General features: G+C 60.2%; 16 protein-coding genes. 4 read left to right on the top strand and 12 right to left on the bottom strand.

All coding sequences use genetic code 11. From position 1 onward, the window contains the following. Nucleotides 1-6: 6 nt before the first annotated feature. A complete protein-coding gene (locus C8E00_RS06690) occupies nucleotides 7-486 on the top strand; it encodes a YchJ family protein (RefSeq protein ID WP_133696069.1) in 480 nt (159 codons plus the stop codon). Here the strand turns inward: C8E00_RS06690 and tamB are convergent. The 3 genes from tamB to C8E00_RS06675 all read right to left on the bottom strand — a co-directional run bounded on the left by tamB (nucleotide 455) and on the right by C8E00_RS06675 (nucleotide 7,183). Next, entirely contained in the window at nucleotides 455-4,489 is a 4,035-nt protein-coding gene (gene tamB, locus C8E00_RS06685) for an autotransporter assembly complex protein TamB (protein ID WP_243833131.1), read from the bottom strand. The two genes, C8E00_RS06690 and tamB, sit on opposite strands and share 32 nt — an antisense overlap. After that, nucleotides 4,453-6,267 carry an autotransporter assembly complex protein TamA gene (gene tamA / locus C8E00_RS06680; RefSeq protein ID WP_243833130.1) on the bottom strand — a complete coding sequence of 605 codons (1,815 nt, stop codon included), beginning with the start codon at nucleotides 6,265-6,267 and terminating at the stop codon, nucleotides 4,453-4,455. The genes tamB and tamA overlap by 37 nt, the downstream gene beginning before the upstream one ends. Nucleotides 6,268-6,403: 136 nt before the next feature. Next, on the bottom strand, nucleotides 6,404-7,183 hold the full coding sequence (locus tag C8E00_RS06675) for a hypothetical protein (RefSeq protein ID WP_133696066.1): 780 nt from the start codon (nucleotides 7,181-7,183) through the stop codon (nucleotides 6,404-6,406). Nucleotides 7,184-7,343: 160 nt separating this feature from the next. Between C8E00_RS06675 and C8E00_RS06670 the strand changes: the two genes are divergently transcribed. Continuing rightward, nucleotides 7,344-7,925: a superoxide dismutase gene (locus C8E00_RS06670; protein ID WP_133696064.1), complete on the top strand. Its 582-nt coding sequence runs from the start codon at nucleotides 7,344-7,346 to the stop codon at nucleotides 7,923-7,925. 72 nt (nucleotides 7,926-7,997) lie between these two features. Here the strand turns inward: C8E00_RS06670 and C8E00_RS06665 are convergent, their stop codons facing one another. Next, nucleotides 7,998-9,290: a nucleotide sugar dehydrogenase gene (locus C8E00_RS06665; protein ID WP_133696062.1), complete on the bottom strand. Its 1,293-nt coding sequence runs from the start codon at nucleotides 9,288-9,290 to the stop codon at nucleotides 7,998-8,000. 4 nt (nucleotides 9,291-9,294) lie between these two features. Further along, the gene (gene galU / locus C8E00_RS06660; RefSeq protein WP_133696060.1) at nucleotides 9,295-10,182 is read right to left on the bottom strand and encodes a UTP--glucose-1-phosphate uridylyltransferase GalU; all 888 of its coding nucleotides are present in this window, start codon (nucleotides 10,180-10,182) and stop codon (nucleotides 9,295-9,297) included. A 290-nt stretch (nucleotides 10,183-10,472) separates the two neighbouring features. Here galU and ubiG point away from each other — a divergent pair, with 290 nt between their 5' ends. Next, entirely contained in the window at nucleotides 10,473-11,210 is a 738-nt protein-coding gene (gene ubiG, locus C8E00_RS06655) for a bifunctional 2-polyprenyl-6-hydroxyphenol methylase/3-demethylubiquinol 3-O-methyltransferase UbiG (protein ID WP_133696058.1), read from the top strand. Beyond that, the gene (locus tag C8E00_RS06650) at nucleotides 11,207-11,896 is read left to right on the top strand and encodes an HAD-IA family hydrolase (protein ID WP_133696055.1); all 690 of its coding nucleotides are present in this window, start codon (nucleotides 11,207-11,209) and stop codon (nucleotides 11,894-11,896) included. Before ubiG ends, C8E00_RS06650 begins: the two co-directional genes overlap by 4 nt. Nucleotides 11,897-11,904: 8 nt before the next feature. On the opposite strand, the gene C8E00_RS06645 is transcribed toward C8E00_RS06650, so the two are convergent. From C8E00_RS06645 to tolQ, 7 genes are read right to left on the bottom strand one after another with little or no spacing between them, the layout of a single operon-like run. Continuing rightward, nucleotides 11,905-12,684 (bottom strand): YciK family oxidoreductase, encoded by a 780-nt coding sequence (locus C8E00_RS06645; RefSeq protein WP_133696053.1) that lies wholly within the window; start codon nucleotides 12,682-12,684, stop codon nucleotides 11,905-11,907. Between the two features lie 26 nt (nucleotides 12,685-12,710). Further along, nucleotides 12,711-13,484: a tol-pal system protein YbgF gene (gene ybgF, locus C8E00_RS06640; RefSeq protein ID WP_133696050.1), complete on the bottom strand. Its 774-nt coding sequence runs from the start codon at nucleotides 13,482-13,484 to the stop codon at nucleotides 12,711-12,713. Nucleotides 13,485-13,502: 18 nt separating this feature from the next. Beyond that, nucleotides 13,503-14,039, bottom strand: a complete 537-nt coding sequence (gene pal, locus C8E00_RS06635; RefSeq protein ID WP_133696048.1) for a peptidoglycan-associated lipoprotein Pal — start codon at nucleotides 14,037-14,039, stop codon at nucleotides 13,503-13,505. 42 nt (nucleotides 14,040-14,081) lie between these two features. Then, nucleotides 14,082-15,368: a Tol-Pal system beta propeller repeat protein TolB gene (gene tolB / locus C8E00_RS06630; protein ID WP_133696045.1), complete on the bottom strand. Its 1,287-nt coding sequence runs from the start codon at nucleotides 15,366-15,368 to the stop codon at nucleotides 14,082-14,084. Continuing rightward, complete coding sequence (tolA, locus tag C8E00_RS06625; protein ID WP_133696043.1) at nucleotides 15,368-16,339, bottom strand: cell envelope integrity protein TolA; 972 nt, start codon at nucleotides 16,337-16,339, stop codon at nucleotides 15,368-15,370. Before tolA ends, tolB begins: the two co-directional genes overlap by 1 nt. 9 nt (nucleotides 16,340-16,348) lie before the next feature. Continuing rightward, nucleotides 16,349-16,789, bottom strand: a complete 441-nt coding sequence (gene tolR / locus C8E00_RS06620) for a protein TolR (RefSeq protein ID WP_133696040.1) — start codon at nucleotides 16,787-16,789, stop codon at nucleotides 16,349-16,351. Nucleotides 16,790-16,801: 12 nt separating this feature from the next. Next, the gene (gene tolQ / locus C8E00_RS06615; protein ID WP_208291904.1) at nucleotides 16,802-17,479 is read right to left on the bottom strand and encodes a protein TolQ; all 678 of its coding nucleotides are present in this window, start codon (nucleotides 17,477-17,479) and stop codon (nucleotides 16,802-16,804) included. Between the last annotated feature and the right edge of the window lie 42 nt (nucleotides 17,480-17,521).

Raw genomic sequence — 17,521 nt, 5'->3', positions numbered from 1 at the left:
TCTCGCATGACGATGAATAAAAAAGCGCTTGATACCTGCCCTTGTGGGCAGCCAGAGCGTTTCGAAAAATGCTGTGCGCCGATCCATGGGGATCCGCGCCGCGCCAAGACACCCGAAGCGCTGATGCGAGCACGCTACAGTGCTTTCGCGCGCGAGGCATACGGTGTATTGATCGCTACCTGGGATCCCGTGACATGCCCGCCGCGCGAGGCATTGGCCACGAGCGGAGCTCGCTGGCTGAAGCTGACGGTCCATGACAGCACACAACGAGGCGAAAACGGCACGGTGACGTTCAGCGCCGACTTCATCGATACCCATGGCTTTCAGCGTCTTACCGAAACCAGTCGCTTTCGGTTTTCGCCCCAGGCTGGCCAATGGCTCTATGTCGACGGCGATGCCCAGTGGCATCGCCTCGATATCGGTCGCAATGCCGCGTGTCCCTGCGGCAGTGGCCTCAAGGTGAAGCGCTGCTGCGCCCGAGGCTGAAGGTATAGATCACGTCGAGCGCCTGAGCCGCGCCGGATACAGCCTCCAAATACAGGTTTTGAATCAGGCGGTAGCGAAGTGTCAACTCGGCGATGGGTGAGAAAATGCCAACACCATAGCTAACTTTCAAGTCATCGAAGACATAGCCGCTGACCACGACCTGACTATCCTCGCCTGCGCCCGCGGTGTCGAGGCTTAAATCGTCGACCCCAAATGCCTGGCCAAGCTGGCCCACGGCACGGCCGCTCTGCGACAGCGAGAGTCCGATCAGCGCCGAGGTCAGCGCGCCATCGCCGCCGCCTTCTCCAGGCGCCCTACCTCTAAGCAGATAGGAAAGCGCTCGGCTTTCCGGCATCGCGGGTTCCGAAAAGATGCTCAACTGAGGATTCTGCGCGGGCCCGGTGACGCGCAATCCCGCCGTGACATCATCCTCGATGGTATCGGGATTGCGAATCGCCTCGAACTGCAGGCGTGGCTGCGATGCCGGCCCGCTGAACAGGATTTGCCCCTGACGAATCAGCAAATCCTGTCCAAATGCAGTGTAGGATCCATCGATGAGTCGCACATTGCCGAACAGCTGTACCGGTCCGCTTTCCTGACGGACTTCGAGTTCGCCTTCCAGTTGTGTTTCCAGGCCATACGCCTCCAAGGTAATGTCCGGTCCCAGGTCGAGCGTGATTCTGACATCCAGTGCCATGCCGGCCTCGGAGAGCGCCTGGGCGGTTGCCTCTCCCTGTTTGCCCGATGCCTCGGCTTGTTGCCGGGCAGCATCCTCTTCGCGGGTGATGATGACCTCGTCGCTACTGGGCGCGACGGCGGACGGCGGAATCTGGCCCACTTCCAGACGTCCCCAGGGTATCCTCACGTCGCCACGTACGCGCAGGAGATCCGGGCTGGCGTCGAGGCTGAGATCCGGCGCAACGCGCAGGCGTCCGAACTGTGGCAAGTCCACTCGGAGAGGATCCGTCTGTCCCTCGATTTCCAGATGGGCACGCCATGCCGTGGGGTCTTGCCAGTCTACCTCACCGCCCAGATTCAGCCGCCCTTGTTCACCGGCCACAAACCCGTCGACCCGTCCGCCCTGCCCTGTGAGATCGAGCGCCAAGCGGGCATCGGTTATCGCCACCGGCGTCGCCGCACCGCGGATGGAGACCTCATCGACGACCAACCGACCTTGCACGTCAGGGGTGCGTATGGTGCCGCCCAGCGTCACATCGCCATTGAGAACGCCATGTAGTTCGGTAAGTCCCTCGACGAGCGGACGGTAGGGCGAAAAGGCGATATCGTCGACTCGTAGACGCCCTTCCAGAGCGCCTTCGCCAAGCGGCTCATCGATCCCCAGGGTGAGGTCCAGCTGGCCCGCATCTCCTTGATCGAGTGTGAGTTGCATATCGGCACGCGTCGGCGTGGCATCGAAACGTAGTGACAGGCGGCTATCGGGAAGATGCCATGGGTTGCCGTTGGCATCCTCGCCGGTGACCGTCAACTGGCTGTTGAGTTGTCCTTTGGCGCTCCAGAACTGACCCGCATGACGCCATCTCAGCACAGCATCACCTTGGGTGTCTCCCCCCAGACGCCACCCCGGGGGCAACCGGTCGGCGAACAACGCCATGGGCATGTCACGCAATGCCAGGGCGATCTCACCCTTCGCGGCGGAAAGGCGTGCACGCTCGGTGAGGCATACTCGACCGCCTTGCTCGCGGACCAGGCAAAACGGCGATAATATCACTTGGCTGGCGGCCAGATCGGCGTTAATGCTCAAGCGATCATCGAGGGAAAAGTCACCGTACTCGGTGGCCAGCTCAAGCGGGGCCAACACGCCTTGGTAGTGTTGCGTCGTCCGCTGGTACCCACCCTCGAGAGTGAGGGCCGCGCGAGACACTGGCATCCCGGCTCCCAGCTCGGCTTGGATATCCAGCATGTGCTGAGATAAGCGCCCTTCGAGCGTGGCAGCCAGGGTATCGACACGTTGTCCGCCAGCCTCGAGTCCAGCGAGACTCACTTGGGCGTCCACGCGTGGATCTTCGAGTCCTTCGCTATGGGCCGTGAGTGACAGCGACTGGAGTTGCTGTGTCCGATAGTGCAAGGCATCGCCGCTCAGCGTGAGATCGATACGTGGCGATGCGAGAGCGCCCTGGGCATCGAGTTCGCCCTGCAAGGCGCCACCGAGACCGGGCCATAGAGTGGCGAGTTGCGGTGCCTCGATACGCGCCTGCAAGGACAGGCGTTTTCCGATTTGGCCCTCGGCGGTGATGCGGTTATCGCCCTGGCGCAGGTCTAGCTGATCGATCATCCACTGCATCTGGCTGTTGCCCTGGAGCTTGGCATTCAAGCGCAAGGCCCTGTCCTGCAGAGTGCCGTCGATAGCCAATTGAGGGATACGCAGCTGCCATCCCTGGGGGGTCATGTTGAAGCCGATGCGTGCCTTGCCGTTGAGCGTTCCGTCGACGACATCGGTGAACGCGCCGACAGGCAGTTTGTCGAGCTGAAGATCGCTCTCCACCGCCAGCGCCGACGACCAATCCACGTGCCCGCGTCCGGTGAGCGTGCCTCCTTCGGCGTTCAATGTCAGTGGTGACCAGGCAAATCGCGTCCTGTCGCCGTGTCCCTCGAGTGTCAGATGGCTGGCAGGTAGTCCCTGGCCCCTGACGGCGAGGTCAAGGGCGACGCGATAGCTATCCAGTGAGCCCTCGGCGTCGAGATCCAACGTATCGAGGCGATACATGGCGGGCGGGCGCGTCAAACGTTGCGACGCTGCCAGTACGCCCGGCTTGAAACTTGCCAATGAAGACAGCTCGCCCATCCCGGACAAGGGCCAGACGATATCGCGTGCGGTGAGCGAGAGGGAAAATGGCCGCTCGGGGGCTAGCGCGTCGAGCGTCGCCTCCAGGTCTGCAGTAACCGGACCGCTGGCGTCGAGTTCGAGCGCCAGGTCGGCCAAGGAACCCGCCAGCGTCAACGATAACCGCTGACCGGCCAACGGCGTGCGCGCGATATGTGTTTGCAGGCTGCCGCGGAGCGGATAATCGCCACTCAGCGTGGCCTTCAAGGCCAGCTCCGCCTCACCGTCATCGCTACGCACATGTAGCCGGTGGATGGCGACCTGACTGTCGTGAGCAGACAATGCTAACGAAGCGCGCTGGATGTGATACGGCGTCGCGCCTTGAAGTTCGAAATCCGTCACCACCACACTGGGTGCACGAATATCGAGTGGCACATCGATCTCGGGCAATGTCAGGCGGTTGTTGGCACCGGGTGTCTCTGTAGGGGACGCAGGCGTCTCACCGGTCACCGCGGAGCCATCGTTCGCCAGCCCTTCTGCAGAGGCACCAGGCCTACTCCTTGAGGCTTGTGAGGCCGCATCGATCGTACCTGCCGGGATGGCGGGCGAGGCCATCTCCTGGGTCAGACGTTGTCCTTCACTCATCGGCAGAGATAACGCCGCCCCCGCCAGGTGCGTCGGGAGCAAGGTGAGCTCATTGCCGGCAATACGCGCGCCAGTGGTGAACTTCTTCCATTGCAGTTGCGTGCCATCGCCTAGATCGACGCGTACATCCTCGAGCGCGAGGGCGCGTATTTCGATGGGAAACGGAAACCAGAGCGCGGGCATTCCTCCGCTGCCGGATGAGGCGTCCGCTTGGGACTCACTGACGTCACTGGAAGCCAGGGCAATGTGTGCCCCCTTGACTTGCAGTCCCTGCAGGCAGAGCTTGCCGTCGAGCAAGCAGTCGTCGGCCCAGCTCAGATGCAGCCGGTCGATATCGAGGGTGAGCGTGCCAATATCGAGATGCAGGCCACGCAATGTCAAGGTGTCCAGCGGTGCTCCAGTGACCTCGTCGACCTCATACCAGCCGCGTGCCTGGCCTTGATCCGCCAGCCACTCAGTTCCCCAGGGCGACAACGCCACCCCGAGCAACATCATCACCAGCCCCAATAGCCACAGTGGTACATAAATCAGTGCGCGGATCAGAATTCCGGCCCGATGGAGAAGTGCAGACGCCACGCGTCCTCCTGATTGTCGAACGGATGGGCGATATCGAAACGCACGGGACCCACGGGGGAAATCCACCGTACGCCGATGCCGGCACCGGTCTTGAGTTCCTGGGGCCACCATTCATTGAAGGCATTGCCGGTATCGATGAAGGTCGCCCCCCACCAGTTGCCGGTGACCCGTCGTTGATATTCGGCGCTGGCGGTCAGCATATGTTGACCACCCAGCAACTCGCCGTCTTGATTTTCCGGCGACAGGCTCTCATAGCCGTAACCGCGCACGCTTTGGTCGCCCCCGGCGAAAAAGCGCAGTGACGGTGGAACCTTATCGAAGGTGTCGGTGGCCATGGCGCCACCGCTCAGGCGCCCGATGAAACGGTTATCCTGGCCCAGCGAGCGAATCCATTGCGAGTCGAACGTCGAGCGCACGAAGCGTGCATCCGACCCCCAGCTGGGATCGGAGATCTCTAGCGTCAATCGCTGCCGATCGCCCCACATGGGGAAGCTAGGCTGCCGTGTGCGAGTACGGCTCCAACTGATGCCCGGGTAAAGCAGCAGGACTTGATCGTTCTGGTCCGCCTGGGTGAAATCCTCGTATGTGGTACGCAGATAGACTTCTTGCGCCCAGTCGTTGTCGAACTCCCAGCGTCTTGCCAACTCGACCGAACTCTCCAGACTCTGCGTATCCTCGTTGTCGAGTTTGCGCAGACCATAGCTGAGGCGGTAACTATCGCGCAGCGGATCTTCCAACGGGATCAGATACTCACCGTTGAAGCGTTGCTCGGGGCCCGAGAGATACAAGGCGTTGGTCAGGCTGTGGCCACGGTCGTTGAGCCACGGCATCTGCCAACTGAATTGAACGCGGGGCCCCACGTCGGTGGCATAGCCAATGCCTGTTTCGAACTGGTGACGGTCGGCGGGAATCAGGTCGACATCGACCGGCACGGCGGTGCGCTGCTGGCCATGGACCTGTCGTGCAGCGGCAACGCCTGGTCCACTGATCAGCGCGGGCGCGCGCCCGGTGGCTTCTTGCCACCATTGCCCAGTGTTCGCGCCGCGTCCTTCGCTGTCGATGGTCGGTCGTACGGCGATGCCGCGAAACCAGCCGGTTTCGCCCAGACGCTGGTTGTATTCGGCGAGTTGCCCGGCCAGATAGGGATCACCTTCTGCAAACGGCAGCATTTGGCGTAGACGTGCTTCTTCGATCTGACTTCCCGAGAAATGAATCGCGCCAAAATGATAACGTGGCCCGCTGTTCATCCTCAGGAAAATACGGGCACTGGCTTCCCAGGGACGCACTTCCATGCGCTGTTGCGTAAAGTTGGCATCGAAATAGCCGCGTTCCAGTGCCAGCGTGGAGAAACGACTCTTGGTGCTTTCATAACGAGCATGGCGTAATGCGTCGCCTTCCTCGAGCGGCATGTGGTCGCGTGCGCGCTCGAAGGCAGGATCATCAGCGGCATCGCCATCGATGCCCACGTCGAGTTCAATGATATGCGTCAGGGGACCGGGGTCGATGGTGACCACGACGCCGGCAGCGAAGGTGCCATCGGGATATGCCGTATCAATCTGGGGTGAATAATAGCCGAAGGCACGCAACGCACGTTGAGTGCGATGGCGCACCTCGCTATCCAATCGTTCCCTGCTGATCCCTTGGCTATCGACCGGACGCAGGAAGGTAACGACATTCTCGGCGGCAGGCCCTTCCAGCCCTTTCACCGTTGCATCCAGCGCATGGGCACCGGACGCGACGAGGCTCAGTGTCGCCCCACACAGGAAGCGTCGTATCATGGAGGGACGCATCGACATCAACCTTTCCGGTGATGCAGATCGGCAACGTCTAGTCGCGACGGGGCAATGAACCTCGGGATTTGCACTCGGCTGCTTTTCACTGACTCAATCCTTGTCGTGAGATCGCGTGGCGGGATTATTGAGAAGAAAGCGCTTCAACACTGGCATTGAGAGCCACTTGTCCTTGACGAAGTTCCCTGAGGCTACGCTTTACGTCAGCGATCTCGCTCGCCACTGTGTCATGATTGCCGGATAGCGAGGCGAGACGCGCGCTCAGATCGTCGAGATTCTGTTGCAGCGCGTCAAGCGTTTCACGCTGCTTGGATAGCCGCGCAGCGTATTCTTGCTGGCGTGTTGAAAGCGATTCCAGGCGTGATGATAAGGTAGCGCGCGAATCCTCACTGGTACTTTCCAGGGCCTTGAGCGAGGCTTGCAAGGCGCCGATGAGCGTTTGCTGCATGTCTTGGGTGTCACGCAGCGACGCCAAGGCATCGCGCGTGCCCGCGCCCTCCTCCAGTGTGTTCACCTTGTTTTCCAGGTTGCCGATCACGGCGCGAGAAGCGTCAAGTTCAGACCTCAATCGGTCCAGTTCGGAACGCAAGCTATCACCGGAAGCATCCAAGGAGCTACCGGTGGCCTCGAGACGGTCCATGAATGTGCTCTGACGTGCTTCGAGATTGGAAAGTCGGGCCTGCCAGGCCTGGCGGTCCTGCCAATAAATCCTGATGACGCCGGCCAGGGCAATGATGAGAAGTAGCGTCAAACACCATAGCGGCCAAACACGCGAACGGCGGCGACGCGTGCCGCTACTGCGACGGCGTGGACGATCGTCGAGGCGTCCCTCGTCGATGGGATCGGTATCGCGTTCGGGCACGATACGCGGTTCCTGGCGTGTTCCTTCGGATCGTTCAGACATGCTCGGCTCTCGTCTCACTACGTTATTTGTCAAAACCCAAGGCGCATCACACGAGCGTGGCGAAATTGGCGCTTACCGGGGCCGGTGCTAGGATATCGGGCGCCGTTGAGGACGCAGGTACTCGGTATTGTAAGGTTTCCCACGCTACAAGGAGAACACCATGGCATTTGAACTGCCTGCCCTTCCGTATGAAAAAAATGCGCTCGAACCGCATATCTCCGCCGAAACCCTGGCGTATCATTACGGCAAGCATCACCGAGCCTACATCGACAAGCTCAACGAACTCACCCAAGGCAGCTGTCACGAAAACACGTCACTCGAAGAGATCATTCAATCGAGTTCCGGCGTCATATTCAATCAGGCGGCCCAGGTATGGAACCATACATTCTATTGGCATTGCCTTTCCCCCCAAGGGGGCGGCGAGCCCAAGGGCGCGTTGGGTGATGCGATCAAGGCAGCGTTCGGTTCCTTCGAGCGGTTCAAGGAAGCGTTCAATGCCAAAGCCGTGGGTAATTTCGGCTCTGGCTGGACCTGGCTGATCAAGACCGCCGAGGGTGGCGTGGCCATCAGCAACACCGACGATGCCGACTGCCCTATCGCGCATGGCCAGACCCCGCTATTGGCCATCGATGTCTGGGAGCACGCCTACTACATCGACTATCGCAATGCTCGCCAGCGCTATCTGGATGCCGTGTGGAACGTCATCAACTGGGACTTCATTGCTCAGAACTTCGATGACTGAGCGCGGGCCGCAAGCTAAACGGTGATCGTGACGCTTTGCAAGCACGCCCCGCCATGACGGGGCGTGCGTCGCTCAGGTATGCGTGGGATCCGCCCGCCGGCCGATGCCGCGATAGATCAAACCGCGCGCCGCGACATAATCGGGATCGAAGATATTGCGCCCATCAAGAATCAGCGGCGTGGCCATCAGCTCGCTCAAGCGACGCCAATTGGGGTTCCAGTAGCATTTCCATTCGGTCACCAGCATCAGGGCATCGGCCCCCTCGCACGCGGCATAGAAATCATCGTCGCAGAAGCGAACACGAGGATGTTGTTCGTAGAGCTCACGCAGCGCCGGCAACGCCTCGGGGTCGTGAATGCTGACATGGACACCTTGCGCCAGCAATGCATCGAGCAAGGTCAGCACGGGGGCCTGATCGATACGGGTCGTACCGGGTTTGAACGCCGCTCCCCAGATTGCCACGCGGCGCTCGAAAAGCTGGCCATGGAAGTGATGCCAGAATTTTCGGAACAGCGTCTCTTTTTTCTGCTCATTGATGTCGAGGACATGCTCGAGCAGGAGTGACTCACGACCGGAGGCATGCTGGACATCGGCCAGCCGCATGAGGTCGCGCGAAAAGCTGGGCCCGCCAAATCCACAACCAGGGTACAGATATTCGAAACCGATGCGGCTATCGGCCCCCATCCCCAGGCGTACATGTTCGACATCGACATCCAGCGAATCGGCCAATCCCGCCAACTCGTTCATGTAACTGATGCGTGTCGCCAACATGCCGATGATCGCCAACTTGGTGAGTTCCGCGGCACGTCGCGGCATGAGCTGGAACACATCCCGGCGGCGATTGAAGGCGCGCAGCAGCTCGCGTACCTGCGCGGTGGCCTGGCTATCTTCGCTGCCGAGCAACCATCGTGCCGGTCGAGTGAAGGTCTCCCAGGCGCGGCCTTCTTCCAGCATGTCGGGCAAGGCGACGGCCGACTGGGCGGCGTGGCCGAGCAACGCCTCGAGGCGTTCGGTATGGCCAACCGGGAACGTGGAATTGTTGATGATGACCAGCGGGGTGCTTTGCGCGGCAGGAATATCGGCTACATAGGCTTCGGCGGCATCGCGTTGATCAGGGGCCAGCGCCAGCCAATGAATGTCGACATCTTCTCCTTTGGGGGTACTGACCAGGCGCAGCAGACCCGAGCGACATCCCGCATCGATCTGGGACTTGAGTCCCGGCTCGCGAAGCAGCCATTCGGCGTTTTCCAGGCGTTGCCAAGGCATCTCGGGATGCGGGCACCAGTCGACCTGGTGTCCCACCGAGGAGAGCGCTGCCGCCGCCACGGCCGCCGATAGCTCGCTTCCATACACGTTCACGCGCATGGTCTCAGCCCTCGTTTGCGTAACGGCTCAACAGGGAGCGAAACCCATCGCCATACTGGGGGTGGCGCTTGGCAAGGGCCAGCGTGGCTTCCAGGTAGCCTAACTGATGACCGCAATCATAGGTATTGCCGCGCATGCGATAGGCCTCGGCGCCCTGCTGTTGCCGCAAGGATTCGAGGGCGTCGGTAAGCTGGATCTCATTGCCTGCGCCGGGCTTGGTGTCGGCGAGCAGCGGGAAAATCGCCGCGGGCAGCAGGTAGCGTCCGATCACCGCGAGGCTGGAGGGCGCCTCCTCCACCTTGGGTTTTTCAACCATGCCTGCCAGCGGGGCGCTATGGCCGGGCGCCGGTGATTCGCCTTCGAGCGCGACGATGCCATACTTGTGGGTCATGTCTGGCGGCACGTTCTCGACCATGATTTGTGCCTGACCGCTCCGCTCGTAGGCGGCGACCATGCCGGCAAGATCGTTCTGCGGCAGGTCGACGGCATCCACCAGCACATCCGGCAGCAGGACGGCAAACGGGTCGTCGCCGATCACCGACCGAGCGCACAGCACAGCATGCCCTAGGCCCAGGGCGACCGGTTGGCGTACGGCAATGATGCTGACGTCCTCGGGAACGATGCTGCGTACTTCCGCCAACAACTCGTCCTTGCCTTTGGCTTCGAGCATCGCTTCCAACTCGAAGTTCTTGTCGAAGTGGTTCTCGATGGCGCTCTTGCTGGAGTGCGTGACCAGCACGATTTCCTTGATGCCGGCGGCCACCGCCTCTTCGACGACGTACTGAATGACCGGCTTGTCGACGATAGTGATCATTTCCTTGGGAATGGCCTTGGAGGCTGGTAGGCAACGCGTGCCGAGTCCAGCGACGGGGAGTACGGCCTTCTTGATCATGCGGAATCCTTCCTTAGCGTTCTAGGGTCGAGTGTCGGCAGTATGCCATAGTGAAAAGCACGACGGCGCCACCGATTCGGCATTCCTTTGATGGTCTTCAGGCAAAGAGGTTCGAGTCGCCTTGCCTGTCGGGTCCAATGGAACGCGTCGCGCAACACTCTCAACATCCGGGCATAACCTTGTAGAATACGCATCATGGACGTGCCGAGACGCGACGTCACATATAGACATCCAGATGTCGAGACGCGTGCCGCGGCATCGGTTCGATCATCTCTCCAAGAGGACACCCCATGAGCGAGACGTTCGGTAACAACGTGGATCATGCCGAAATCGCCAAATTCGAAGCGCTCGCCAGCCGCTGGTGGGACCCTGAAAGTGAGTTCAAGCCGCTGCATCAGATCAATCCGCTGCGCCTGAACTTCATTGATGAACAGGCCAACCTGGCGGGCAAGACCGCCATCGACGTGGGATGTGGCGGCGGACTTCTTAGCGAGGCGATGGCCCATCGCGGCGCCCGGGTCACGGGCATCGATATGGGGGAAGCACCGCTTGCCGTGGCGCGCCTGCATCAGCAGGAAAGCGACGTGTCGGTCGACTACCGCCAGATCAGCGCCGAGGAAATGGCGGCCCAGCACCCGGGTGAGTTCGATGTCGTCACCTGCCTGGAAATGCTCGAGCATGTGCCCGATCCGGCAGCGGTCGTGCGTGCGTGCGCGACCCTGGTCAAACCCGGTGGCCATGTGTTCTTCTCGACCATCAATCGCAATCCCAAGGCGTACATGTTCGCCATTCTCGGCGCCGAGTACCTCTTGCAGCTATTGCCTCGCGGTACGCATACCTACGCCAAGTTCATTCGCCCGGCGGAGTTGTCGGCTTGGTGCCGTGACGCCGGGCTGCGTGTGAGCCGTCAGACCGGGCTGACCTACAATCCCATGACCAAGCGCTATCGCCTCGTGGCCAATGATGTCTCGGTGAATTACATGATGCATTGCACGCCGGAATGGACGGGCACTGGAGAGACACTATGAGTCATGCCCGACCGGCGGCGTTGCTTTTCGATCTCGATGGCACGCTCGTCGACACGGCTCCCGATCTGGCACATGCCACCAATGCCTTGCGAGCGCATCACGGGCTCGCGCCCCTGGCCTATGACAGCATACGGGCACAAGTCTCCAACGGGGGGAGCGCCTTGGTCGAACTGGCGCTAGGCTGGCCTCCCACGCATGCGGAGCACGGCGAGGCAAGGCGCTTCCTGCTCGAGGTTTACGGGCGCGATGTGGCCCGACACAGCCGGGTATTTCCAGGGCTTGAGCCATTGCTGAACGCCTGGGATCACGCACATCGCCCCTGGGGGATCGTGACCAATAAACCCCGTCTTTATGCAGAGCCGCTGGTCGAGGCACTGAATCTGACGCATGGCGTCTTGCTTGCCGCAGATGACCTACCGCTCAAGAAGCCCGATCCGGCGCCGCTGCTCGAGGCGGCACGGCGACTTGGCGTGGCCCCCGCCAACTGCTGGTACATTGGTGACCATCTGCGTGACATGCAGGCGGCACGCGCTGCGGGCATGTCCGCCATCGCGGTACGCTATGGCTATATCGGCGTCGACGAAACGCCCGATAGCTGGCCGGTGGATCACTGGTTCGAGACGCCGGAAAGCTTGACGCAAGCACTATGGCCCGGCACAGACGACGCGCTGCTACAGTCGAGTTGAGAAACCGGTTACGCGGATGTCGGCGCGCCTCCCCTGGGCGGCTGAGCATCGAAGGCCTGGCCCGTACGCCCACGACTGGCGGGGCCCATCAGCCACAGGTAAGTCGGCATGATGTCCAATGGCGTGCGCAGCGTTGCCGGGTTCTCGTCAGGATACGCCCGCTGCCGCATGGCGGTGCGTGTTGCTCCGGGGTTGAGGGTATTCACGCGTATCGACGACGAAGGCTCGAGTTCATCGGCCAGCACCTGCATGAAGCCTTCCGTGGCGAACTTCGACACCGAATAGGCCCCCCAGCATGCGCGCCCCTTGCGTCCGACGCTCGAGGACGTCAGCACGACCGAAGCGTCGCGTGATTTTTCGAGCAATGGCAATAACGCCTGAGTCATCCATAGGGGACCGGTGAGATTGACGTGCATTACTCGCTCCCAGAGCTCCGGATCGTACTCCGCAAAGGGCGTCAACTCGCCGAGCAGACCGGCGTTGTGAAGGAGTCCATCGAGGCGGCCGAATTCACGTTCCAGCGTCTCGGCCAGATCGTGATATTCCTTGAGTGTCGCCCCTTCGAAGTTGAGCGGAAAAATCGCGGGTTGGGGGCCACCGGCGGTTTCGATTTCATCATAAACCGCTTCGAGCTTGGTCAGCGTGCGTCCGACCAGGATCAGCGTGGCACCGTGTTCGGCAAAGGACCGTGCGGCGGCGCGCCCGATGCCCGCTCCCGCACCGGTGACGAGGATGACACGCCCTTCAAGCAGGTTCGCGGGCGGATGATAATCGATATGACATTCCATGAGTCATCCTCCCTCTTGTCGTCGCATCAAGTGCCCGATTGATTGAGAAAATCTTGAGCCATGTCAGCCGCGTTGCTATCAGGATAGTCGTTACGGACGCGATTCAGAAGGTTCTTGCTTTCATCGGGGTGCCCTTGGCGTGCCTTGAGCAATCCCAGCTTGTAGAGCGCATCGGCGACCTTATTGCTGTCGGGATAGTCATCGATGACTGTCTGAAAGGCTTGGGCGGCCGCATCCAACTGTGACTGTGCCGAATACAATTCGCCTAACCAATAGTGCGCATTGGGGCGCAGATCGGAATTCGGATACGCAGTGATGAAATCTTGGAAGGCTTGTATGGCGGCATCGAAATCGCGTGCCTGCACTTTTTGGAAGGCAGCTTGATAAGCATCGCGACCTTGAATACCTGCTTGATTACTGGAGCTGCCATTATCAGCAGAGGCGCCAGTGACCGATTGAGCGGCGTCGCTATCGACGCTTGCCTCGGGGGGGCGTGACGCCATGGCCTCAAGGCGCTTCTCGAGATTCAGGTAGCGCTCTTGCGACAGTTTCTTCTGTTGCTCGAGTTGATAGCGCAACTCTTCGATCTGTCCTCGCAACCGCTTGATGTCGCGTTGGTTGTCCTGCAACTGATTGAACAAGGCCAGATTGCCGCCGCCGCTCGGTTCTTGCTGAACGGCGGTTTGGCTATAGAGACTATTGGACTGAGCGGTCAAGTCCTCGACCGCGGGCTGAGCCCACACGGACAACGGGAGCACCAAGGCTCCCGTGCCGCACAGTCTTTTCAGACTGTGTTTCATATCTGACTCCGGGGACGTTTAGTAGTCAAAGACGACACGACGATTCTTGGCGTATGACGCTTCATTGTGACCACGTACCGCTGGGCGTTCTTCACCATAGCTGACGATTTCGACCTGTGCGGACGGAACGCCTTCCACGCTGAGATATTGCTTGACGGCTTGCGCACGACGCTCGCCCAGCCCGAGGTTGTATTCCCGGGTGCCGCGTTCGTCGGCATGCCCTTCCAGGACGACCTGGGTATTGGGATGGCGCTTGAGGTATTGAGCATGCGCTTCGAGTATCGGTTCAAACTCGGGACGGATGTTATTGCGATCGAACGCAAAATAGATGGTGCGCTGTTCGGGAATGGCATTACGATCGCTCATTTCACTACCCGAAACGCCTTGCCCGCTATCCATTCCTTGACTGGAGGCTGCGCCACTGCCCGTCCCTGCCCCCATTCCAGAGGTGCCGTCCATGCTGCCATCCTGAGTGCCCCCGGTAGTGGAGCAACCCGCCAGAACGGCGAGTGAAACGGCGACGGCAAGCCCTTGGGCATATGGTTTGAATTGCATTTTTCTCTCCTTGCTTGGAAGTCACATGACGCTAATGCGTTGTTAGTTCAGAAAAGGCGACCATGCGGGTGAGCGCACATCACCTTCCGGAGATGGCAAGCGGAAGGAGGCACTACCATCCGCCGATACCAATCCCAGTACACCTCGATTCCCTTCTTGCGTGGCGAAGATTACCATGGTGCCATTCGGCGCGACACTGGGTGATTCATCCCAATTGGACTCGGTGAGAATCGTCATACGGTCCGTCTCCAGGTTCTGGCGCGCAATGTGAAAGCCCTGCTCATCGCGTGTCACCATGAAGATCGTGTCGCCGTACGGGCTGAAGCGCCCACGAGAATTGTAGCTGCCGGTGAAGGTGATTCGCTGGGCCTGTTCAGCACTCAGGTTATAACGGTAAATCTGTGGGTTGCCACTGCGGTCCGAGGTAAAAATCAGGCTATCCCCATTCGGTGCCCAGTCCGGCTCGGTGTCGATCGCCTCACTGTGTGTCAGACGCGTGATATCACGCGAGGCGAGATCCATGACGTAGATTTCAGGTTGACCCTCCTTGGAGAGCGACATCGCCAACTTGCGCCCGTCCGGCGACCAAGCCGGCGCGCCATTGATACCTTCAAAGGATGTCAAGCGCACACGCTGTCCGGTGGCGATGTTTTGGACGTAAATGGCGGAGCGGCCCGTTTCGAATGAGACATAGGCCAGCTTCTTGCCGTCCGGCGACCAGGCTGGTGACAAGATGGGCTCGTCCGAGGTCAGAATCACCTGATTGTTGTGGCCATCGGCGTCGGCAATATTCAAGGTATACTTGATGTTGTCACCGACGCCATTGGCTCTGACATAGGCGATGTTCGTCAAGAAAGCACCGCGGATACCGGTGATGGACTCGAAGATCTGGTTGCTGATGTAGTGGGCACTGTCACGCAATTCTTCGGGCGAGGATGTCACGACTTCGCCGAGCATGCGGTCTTCGCCATTGACGTTGAGAAGCTCGTACTGGATGCGATACTGGCCATTCTGGTTCTCGACCCTGCCCACGACCAGGTAATCGCTACCCAACTGTTGCCAGTCCTGATAGTAGACATCCTCGCTGCTGCTGGGAGTCGAAATCAGCGATTCACGCGGCAATGGCTCGAAACGACCGCTTCGCTCCAGGTCATTGCCAATGATCCGTGACACCTTTTCCGGTAGCGCCTCTCCTCCTGCCATGGGCACGATGGCAATGGGAATGGCCTGATCGCTCCCCTTGGTAATTTCGATGGTCAGCTCGGCATGCGCCATGCTGGCGCCTAACATCAGCAGCAATGCAGCTGCCCAAAGATTGAGTCGTTTCATCAGCGGATGTCCTCTGGGTTGAAGTCCAGATTGAATTCACGGAACTGGTCTCTGACCGACGCGTCAAGCTTGCTCATCTCGCGGAAGGGAGACGCTTTTTCGATGGCATTGATAGCGGAACGATCGAACGTGGAATTGCCACTGCTTTGTAGAATCGTAGCGCTTACCAGCTCGCCTGTCGGCAGTAATTGAATTTGCACGATGGCGCGTAAGTCCGACGAGATGTTCGAAGGCAGATTCCAGCTTTGCTCGACGTAACGCCGCACCAGGTTCTTGAAGCCATTGGCAGCTTCGCTGGCCTGTTCGGCATTGGCAATGGATTGCTGCTCCTCGCTGATCAATTCATCGAGGGACGAAGCATTGGCCTGCGCCGCCCGTTCGGCGAGTGCTGCCAGGCGTTTCTGCTCGGCCTCGGCTTGGGCCTGGCGTTTCTGCTCGGCCTCGGCTTGGGCCTGGCGCTTCCGCTCGGCCTCGGCTTGGGCCTGGCGTTTCCGCTCCGCCTCGGCTTGGGCTTGGCGCTTTCGCTCGGCCTCGGCTTGGGCTTGGCGTTGGGCTGCTTCTTTCTGACGCTGCCGTTCCGCCTCGGCCCGCTGCTGAGCTGCACGCCGGGCTTCTTCCTGCAAACGCTGCGCTTGGGCTTTGGCTTCTTCCACTACCTCATCCGGTATCTGAACGTCGCTCTCGGCTGTTGGTTGATCGGATGGTTCAGGAGGCGGCGATGCCGCGGGTTGCGAGGCATCTTCCTGATCTTTCGGCTGTGATGTCGCCGGTGGAGTAGCGTCCTTTGTCTGCTGAGGCTGATTCGTTGCCGTTTCCGCCCGCACCAGCGTCGCCTGAACCACCGATGAAGAGGTTGGATCAGGAGTGCTTTCAGGCCATTTGATGACGGTGAGCATCAACGCTGCGATATGCACGCCAATGGCCAGCAGTACTGGCCAACCATAGCCTACGCGGCGTTCACGTTTCGCCATGTCGGGACCTCACTCTTCACCGCCGGAAGGGGGTTCGGAGATCAGTCCGACGTTACCCACTCCCGAGCCTTGCAAGGTGCTCATCAATGTGACGACCTGACCATAAGCAACATTGCGATCACCACGCACCATGACCGGGGTGTTGGGGTTGCGGCTCAACATGGCCTGGACCTTTGCGCCGAGCGCATCAAGGGCAACGGGGGTCTCCTCATCTCCCAGGGAGATGTAATATTGCCCTTCACGATCCACCGACACGATCAGTGGCTCTTGCTCATCGGTATCGATGGGCTCGGACGACACCTGCGGCAACTCGACATTGACCCCTTGATTGAGCATCGGCGCCGTAATCATGAAGATCACCAGTAGCACGAGCATCACATCGATGAACGGGACGACATTGATCTCGCCCATCGGCTTGCGCCGTTGGCGATGATGATAGGATCCGTACATGATTTCTCTCCCTCAGGATGCTGCGCGTTCGCTACGCCCCTGCAGGTTACGGTGCAGGATGGCGTGGAATTCCTCGGCGAAGTTTTCGTATTTGCCGAGCAAGCGTCCCGCATGGGCGGATAGTCGATTGTAAAAGATCACGGCGGGGATGGCGGCAAACAGCCCCATGGCCGTGGCGACCAGTGCCTCCGCGATCCAGGGCGCGACGGTAGATAGCGTCGCCTGCTGAGCCATCGACAAGCTCTGGAACGACCCCATGATGCCCCATACAGTACCGAACAGGCCGATATAGGGGCTGGCCGACGCGACGGTGGCCAGGAAGGTAAGGTGAAGCTGCAGGCGGTCTTCCTCACGCGACAGCGCGACGCGCTGGCCCCGCTGCACGCCTTCGAGCACGGCATCGACGCTGCCGGTTTTAGCCATCAGGCGATTGAATTCGCGAAAGCCGGAGCGGAAGACATGCTCCGCACCAAGCGATTCATGTTCGGCGGGCAAGTCACGATAGAGTTCATTGAGATCGACGCCGGACCAAAAGCGATCCTCGAAATCCCGATACGCTTTTTCGGCGCGGCGCAGCGCGATGCCACGTTGAAAAATAATGATCCAGGAGGCTATGGAGGCCGCCAGGAGCAAGAGCATGACCAACTGAACGATCAGGCTGGCGTTCATGATCAGATGCGGAATGGACATGGAGTCGTTCACGGCAGTCCTCGTGTCGCTTGAGAGTTCGTT

It is taken from the genome of Chromohalobacter marismortui, assembly GCF_004364315.1.
In the GTDB taxonomy this organism is placed as follows: Bacteria; Pseudomonadota; Gammaproteobacteria; order Pseudomonadales; family Halomonadaceae; genus Chromohalobacter; species Chromohalobacter marismortui.
This window is presented reverse-complemented; position numbering and strand designations above follow the sequence as displayed.

Excerpts from the sequence above, each read along its gene's own strand:
- tolQ (WP_208291904.1), bottom strand. The coding sequence starts at position 17,479 with ATGTCCATTCCGCATCTGATCATGAACGCCAGCCTGATCGTTCAGTTG.
- C8E00_RS06690 (WP_133696069.1), top strand. The coding sequence starts at position 7 with ATGACGATGAATAAAAAAGCGCTTGATACCTGCCCTTGTGGGCAGCCA.
- C8E00_RS06665 (WP_133696062.1), bottom strand. The coding sequence starts at position 9,290 with ATGCGCGTGAACGTGTATGGAAGCGAGCTATCGGCGGCCGTGGCGGCG.
- C8E00_RS06645 (WP_133696053.1), bottom strand. The coding sequence starts at position 12,684 with ATGGAATGTCATATCGATTATCATCCGCCCGCGAACCTGCTTGAAGGG.
- ubiG (WP_133696058.1), top strand. The coding sequence starts at position 10,473 with ATGAGCGAGACGTTCGGTAACAACGTGGATCATGCCGAAATCGCCAAA.
- pal (WP_133696048.1), bottom strand. The coding sequence starts at position 14,039 with ATGCAATTCAAACCATATGCCCAAGGGCTTGCCGTCGCCGTTTCACTC.
- tamA (WP_243833130.1), bottom strand. The coding sequence starts at position 6,267 with ATGATACGACGCTTCCTGTGTGGGGCGACACTGAGCCTCGTCGCGTCC.
- tolR (WP_133696040.1), bottom strand. The coding sequence starts at position 16,789 with ATGTACGGATCCTATCATCATCGCCAACGGCGCAAGCCGATGGGCGAG.
- C8E00_RS06675 (WP_133696066.1), bottom strand. The coding sequence starts at position 7,183 with ATGTCTGAACGATCCGAAGGAACACGCCAGGAACCGCGTATCGTGCCC.
- tolB (WP_133696045.1), bottom strand. The coding sequence starts at position 15,368 with ATGAAACGACTCAATCTTTGGGCAGCTGCATTGCTGCTGATGTTAGGC.
- C8E00_RS06650 (WP_133696055.1), top strand. The coding sequence starts at position 11,207 with ATGAGTCATGCCCGACCGGCGGCGTTGCTTTTCGATCTCGATGGCACG.
- galU (WP_133696060.1), bottom strand. The coding sequence starts at position 10,182 with ATGATCAAGAAGGCCGTACTCCCCGTCGCTGGACTCGGCACGCGTTGC.
- ybgF (WP_133696050.1), bottom strand. The coding sequence starts at position 13,484 with ATGAAACACAGTCTGAAAAGACTGTGCGGCACGGGAGCCTTGGTGCTC.
- tolA (WP_133696043.1), bottom strand. The coding sequence starts at position 16,339 with ATGGCGAAACGTGAACGCCGCGTAGGCTATGGTTGGCCAGTACTGCTG.
- C8E00_RS06670 (WP_133696064.1), top strand. The coding sequence starts at position 7,344 with ATGGCATTTGAACTGCCTGCCCTTCCGTATGAAAAAAATGCGCTCGAA.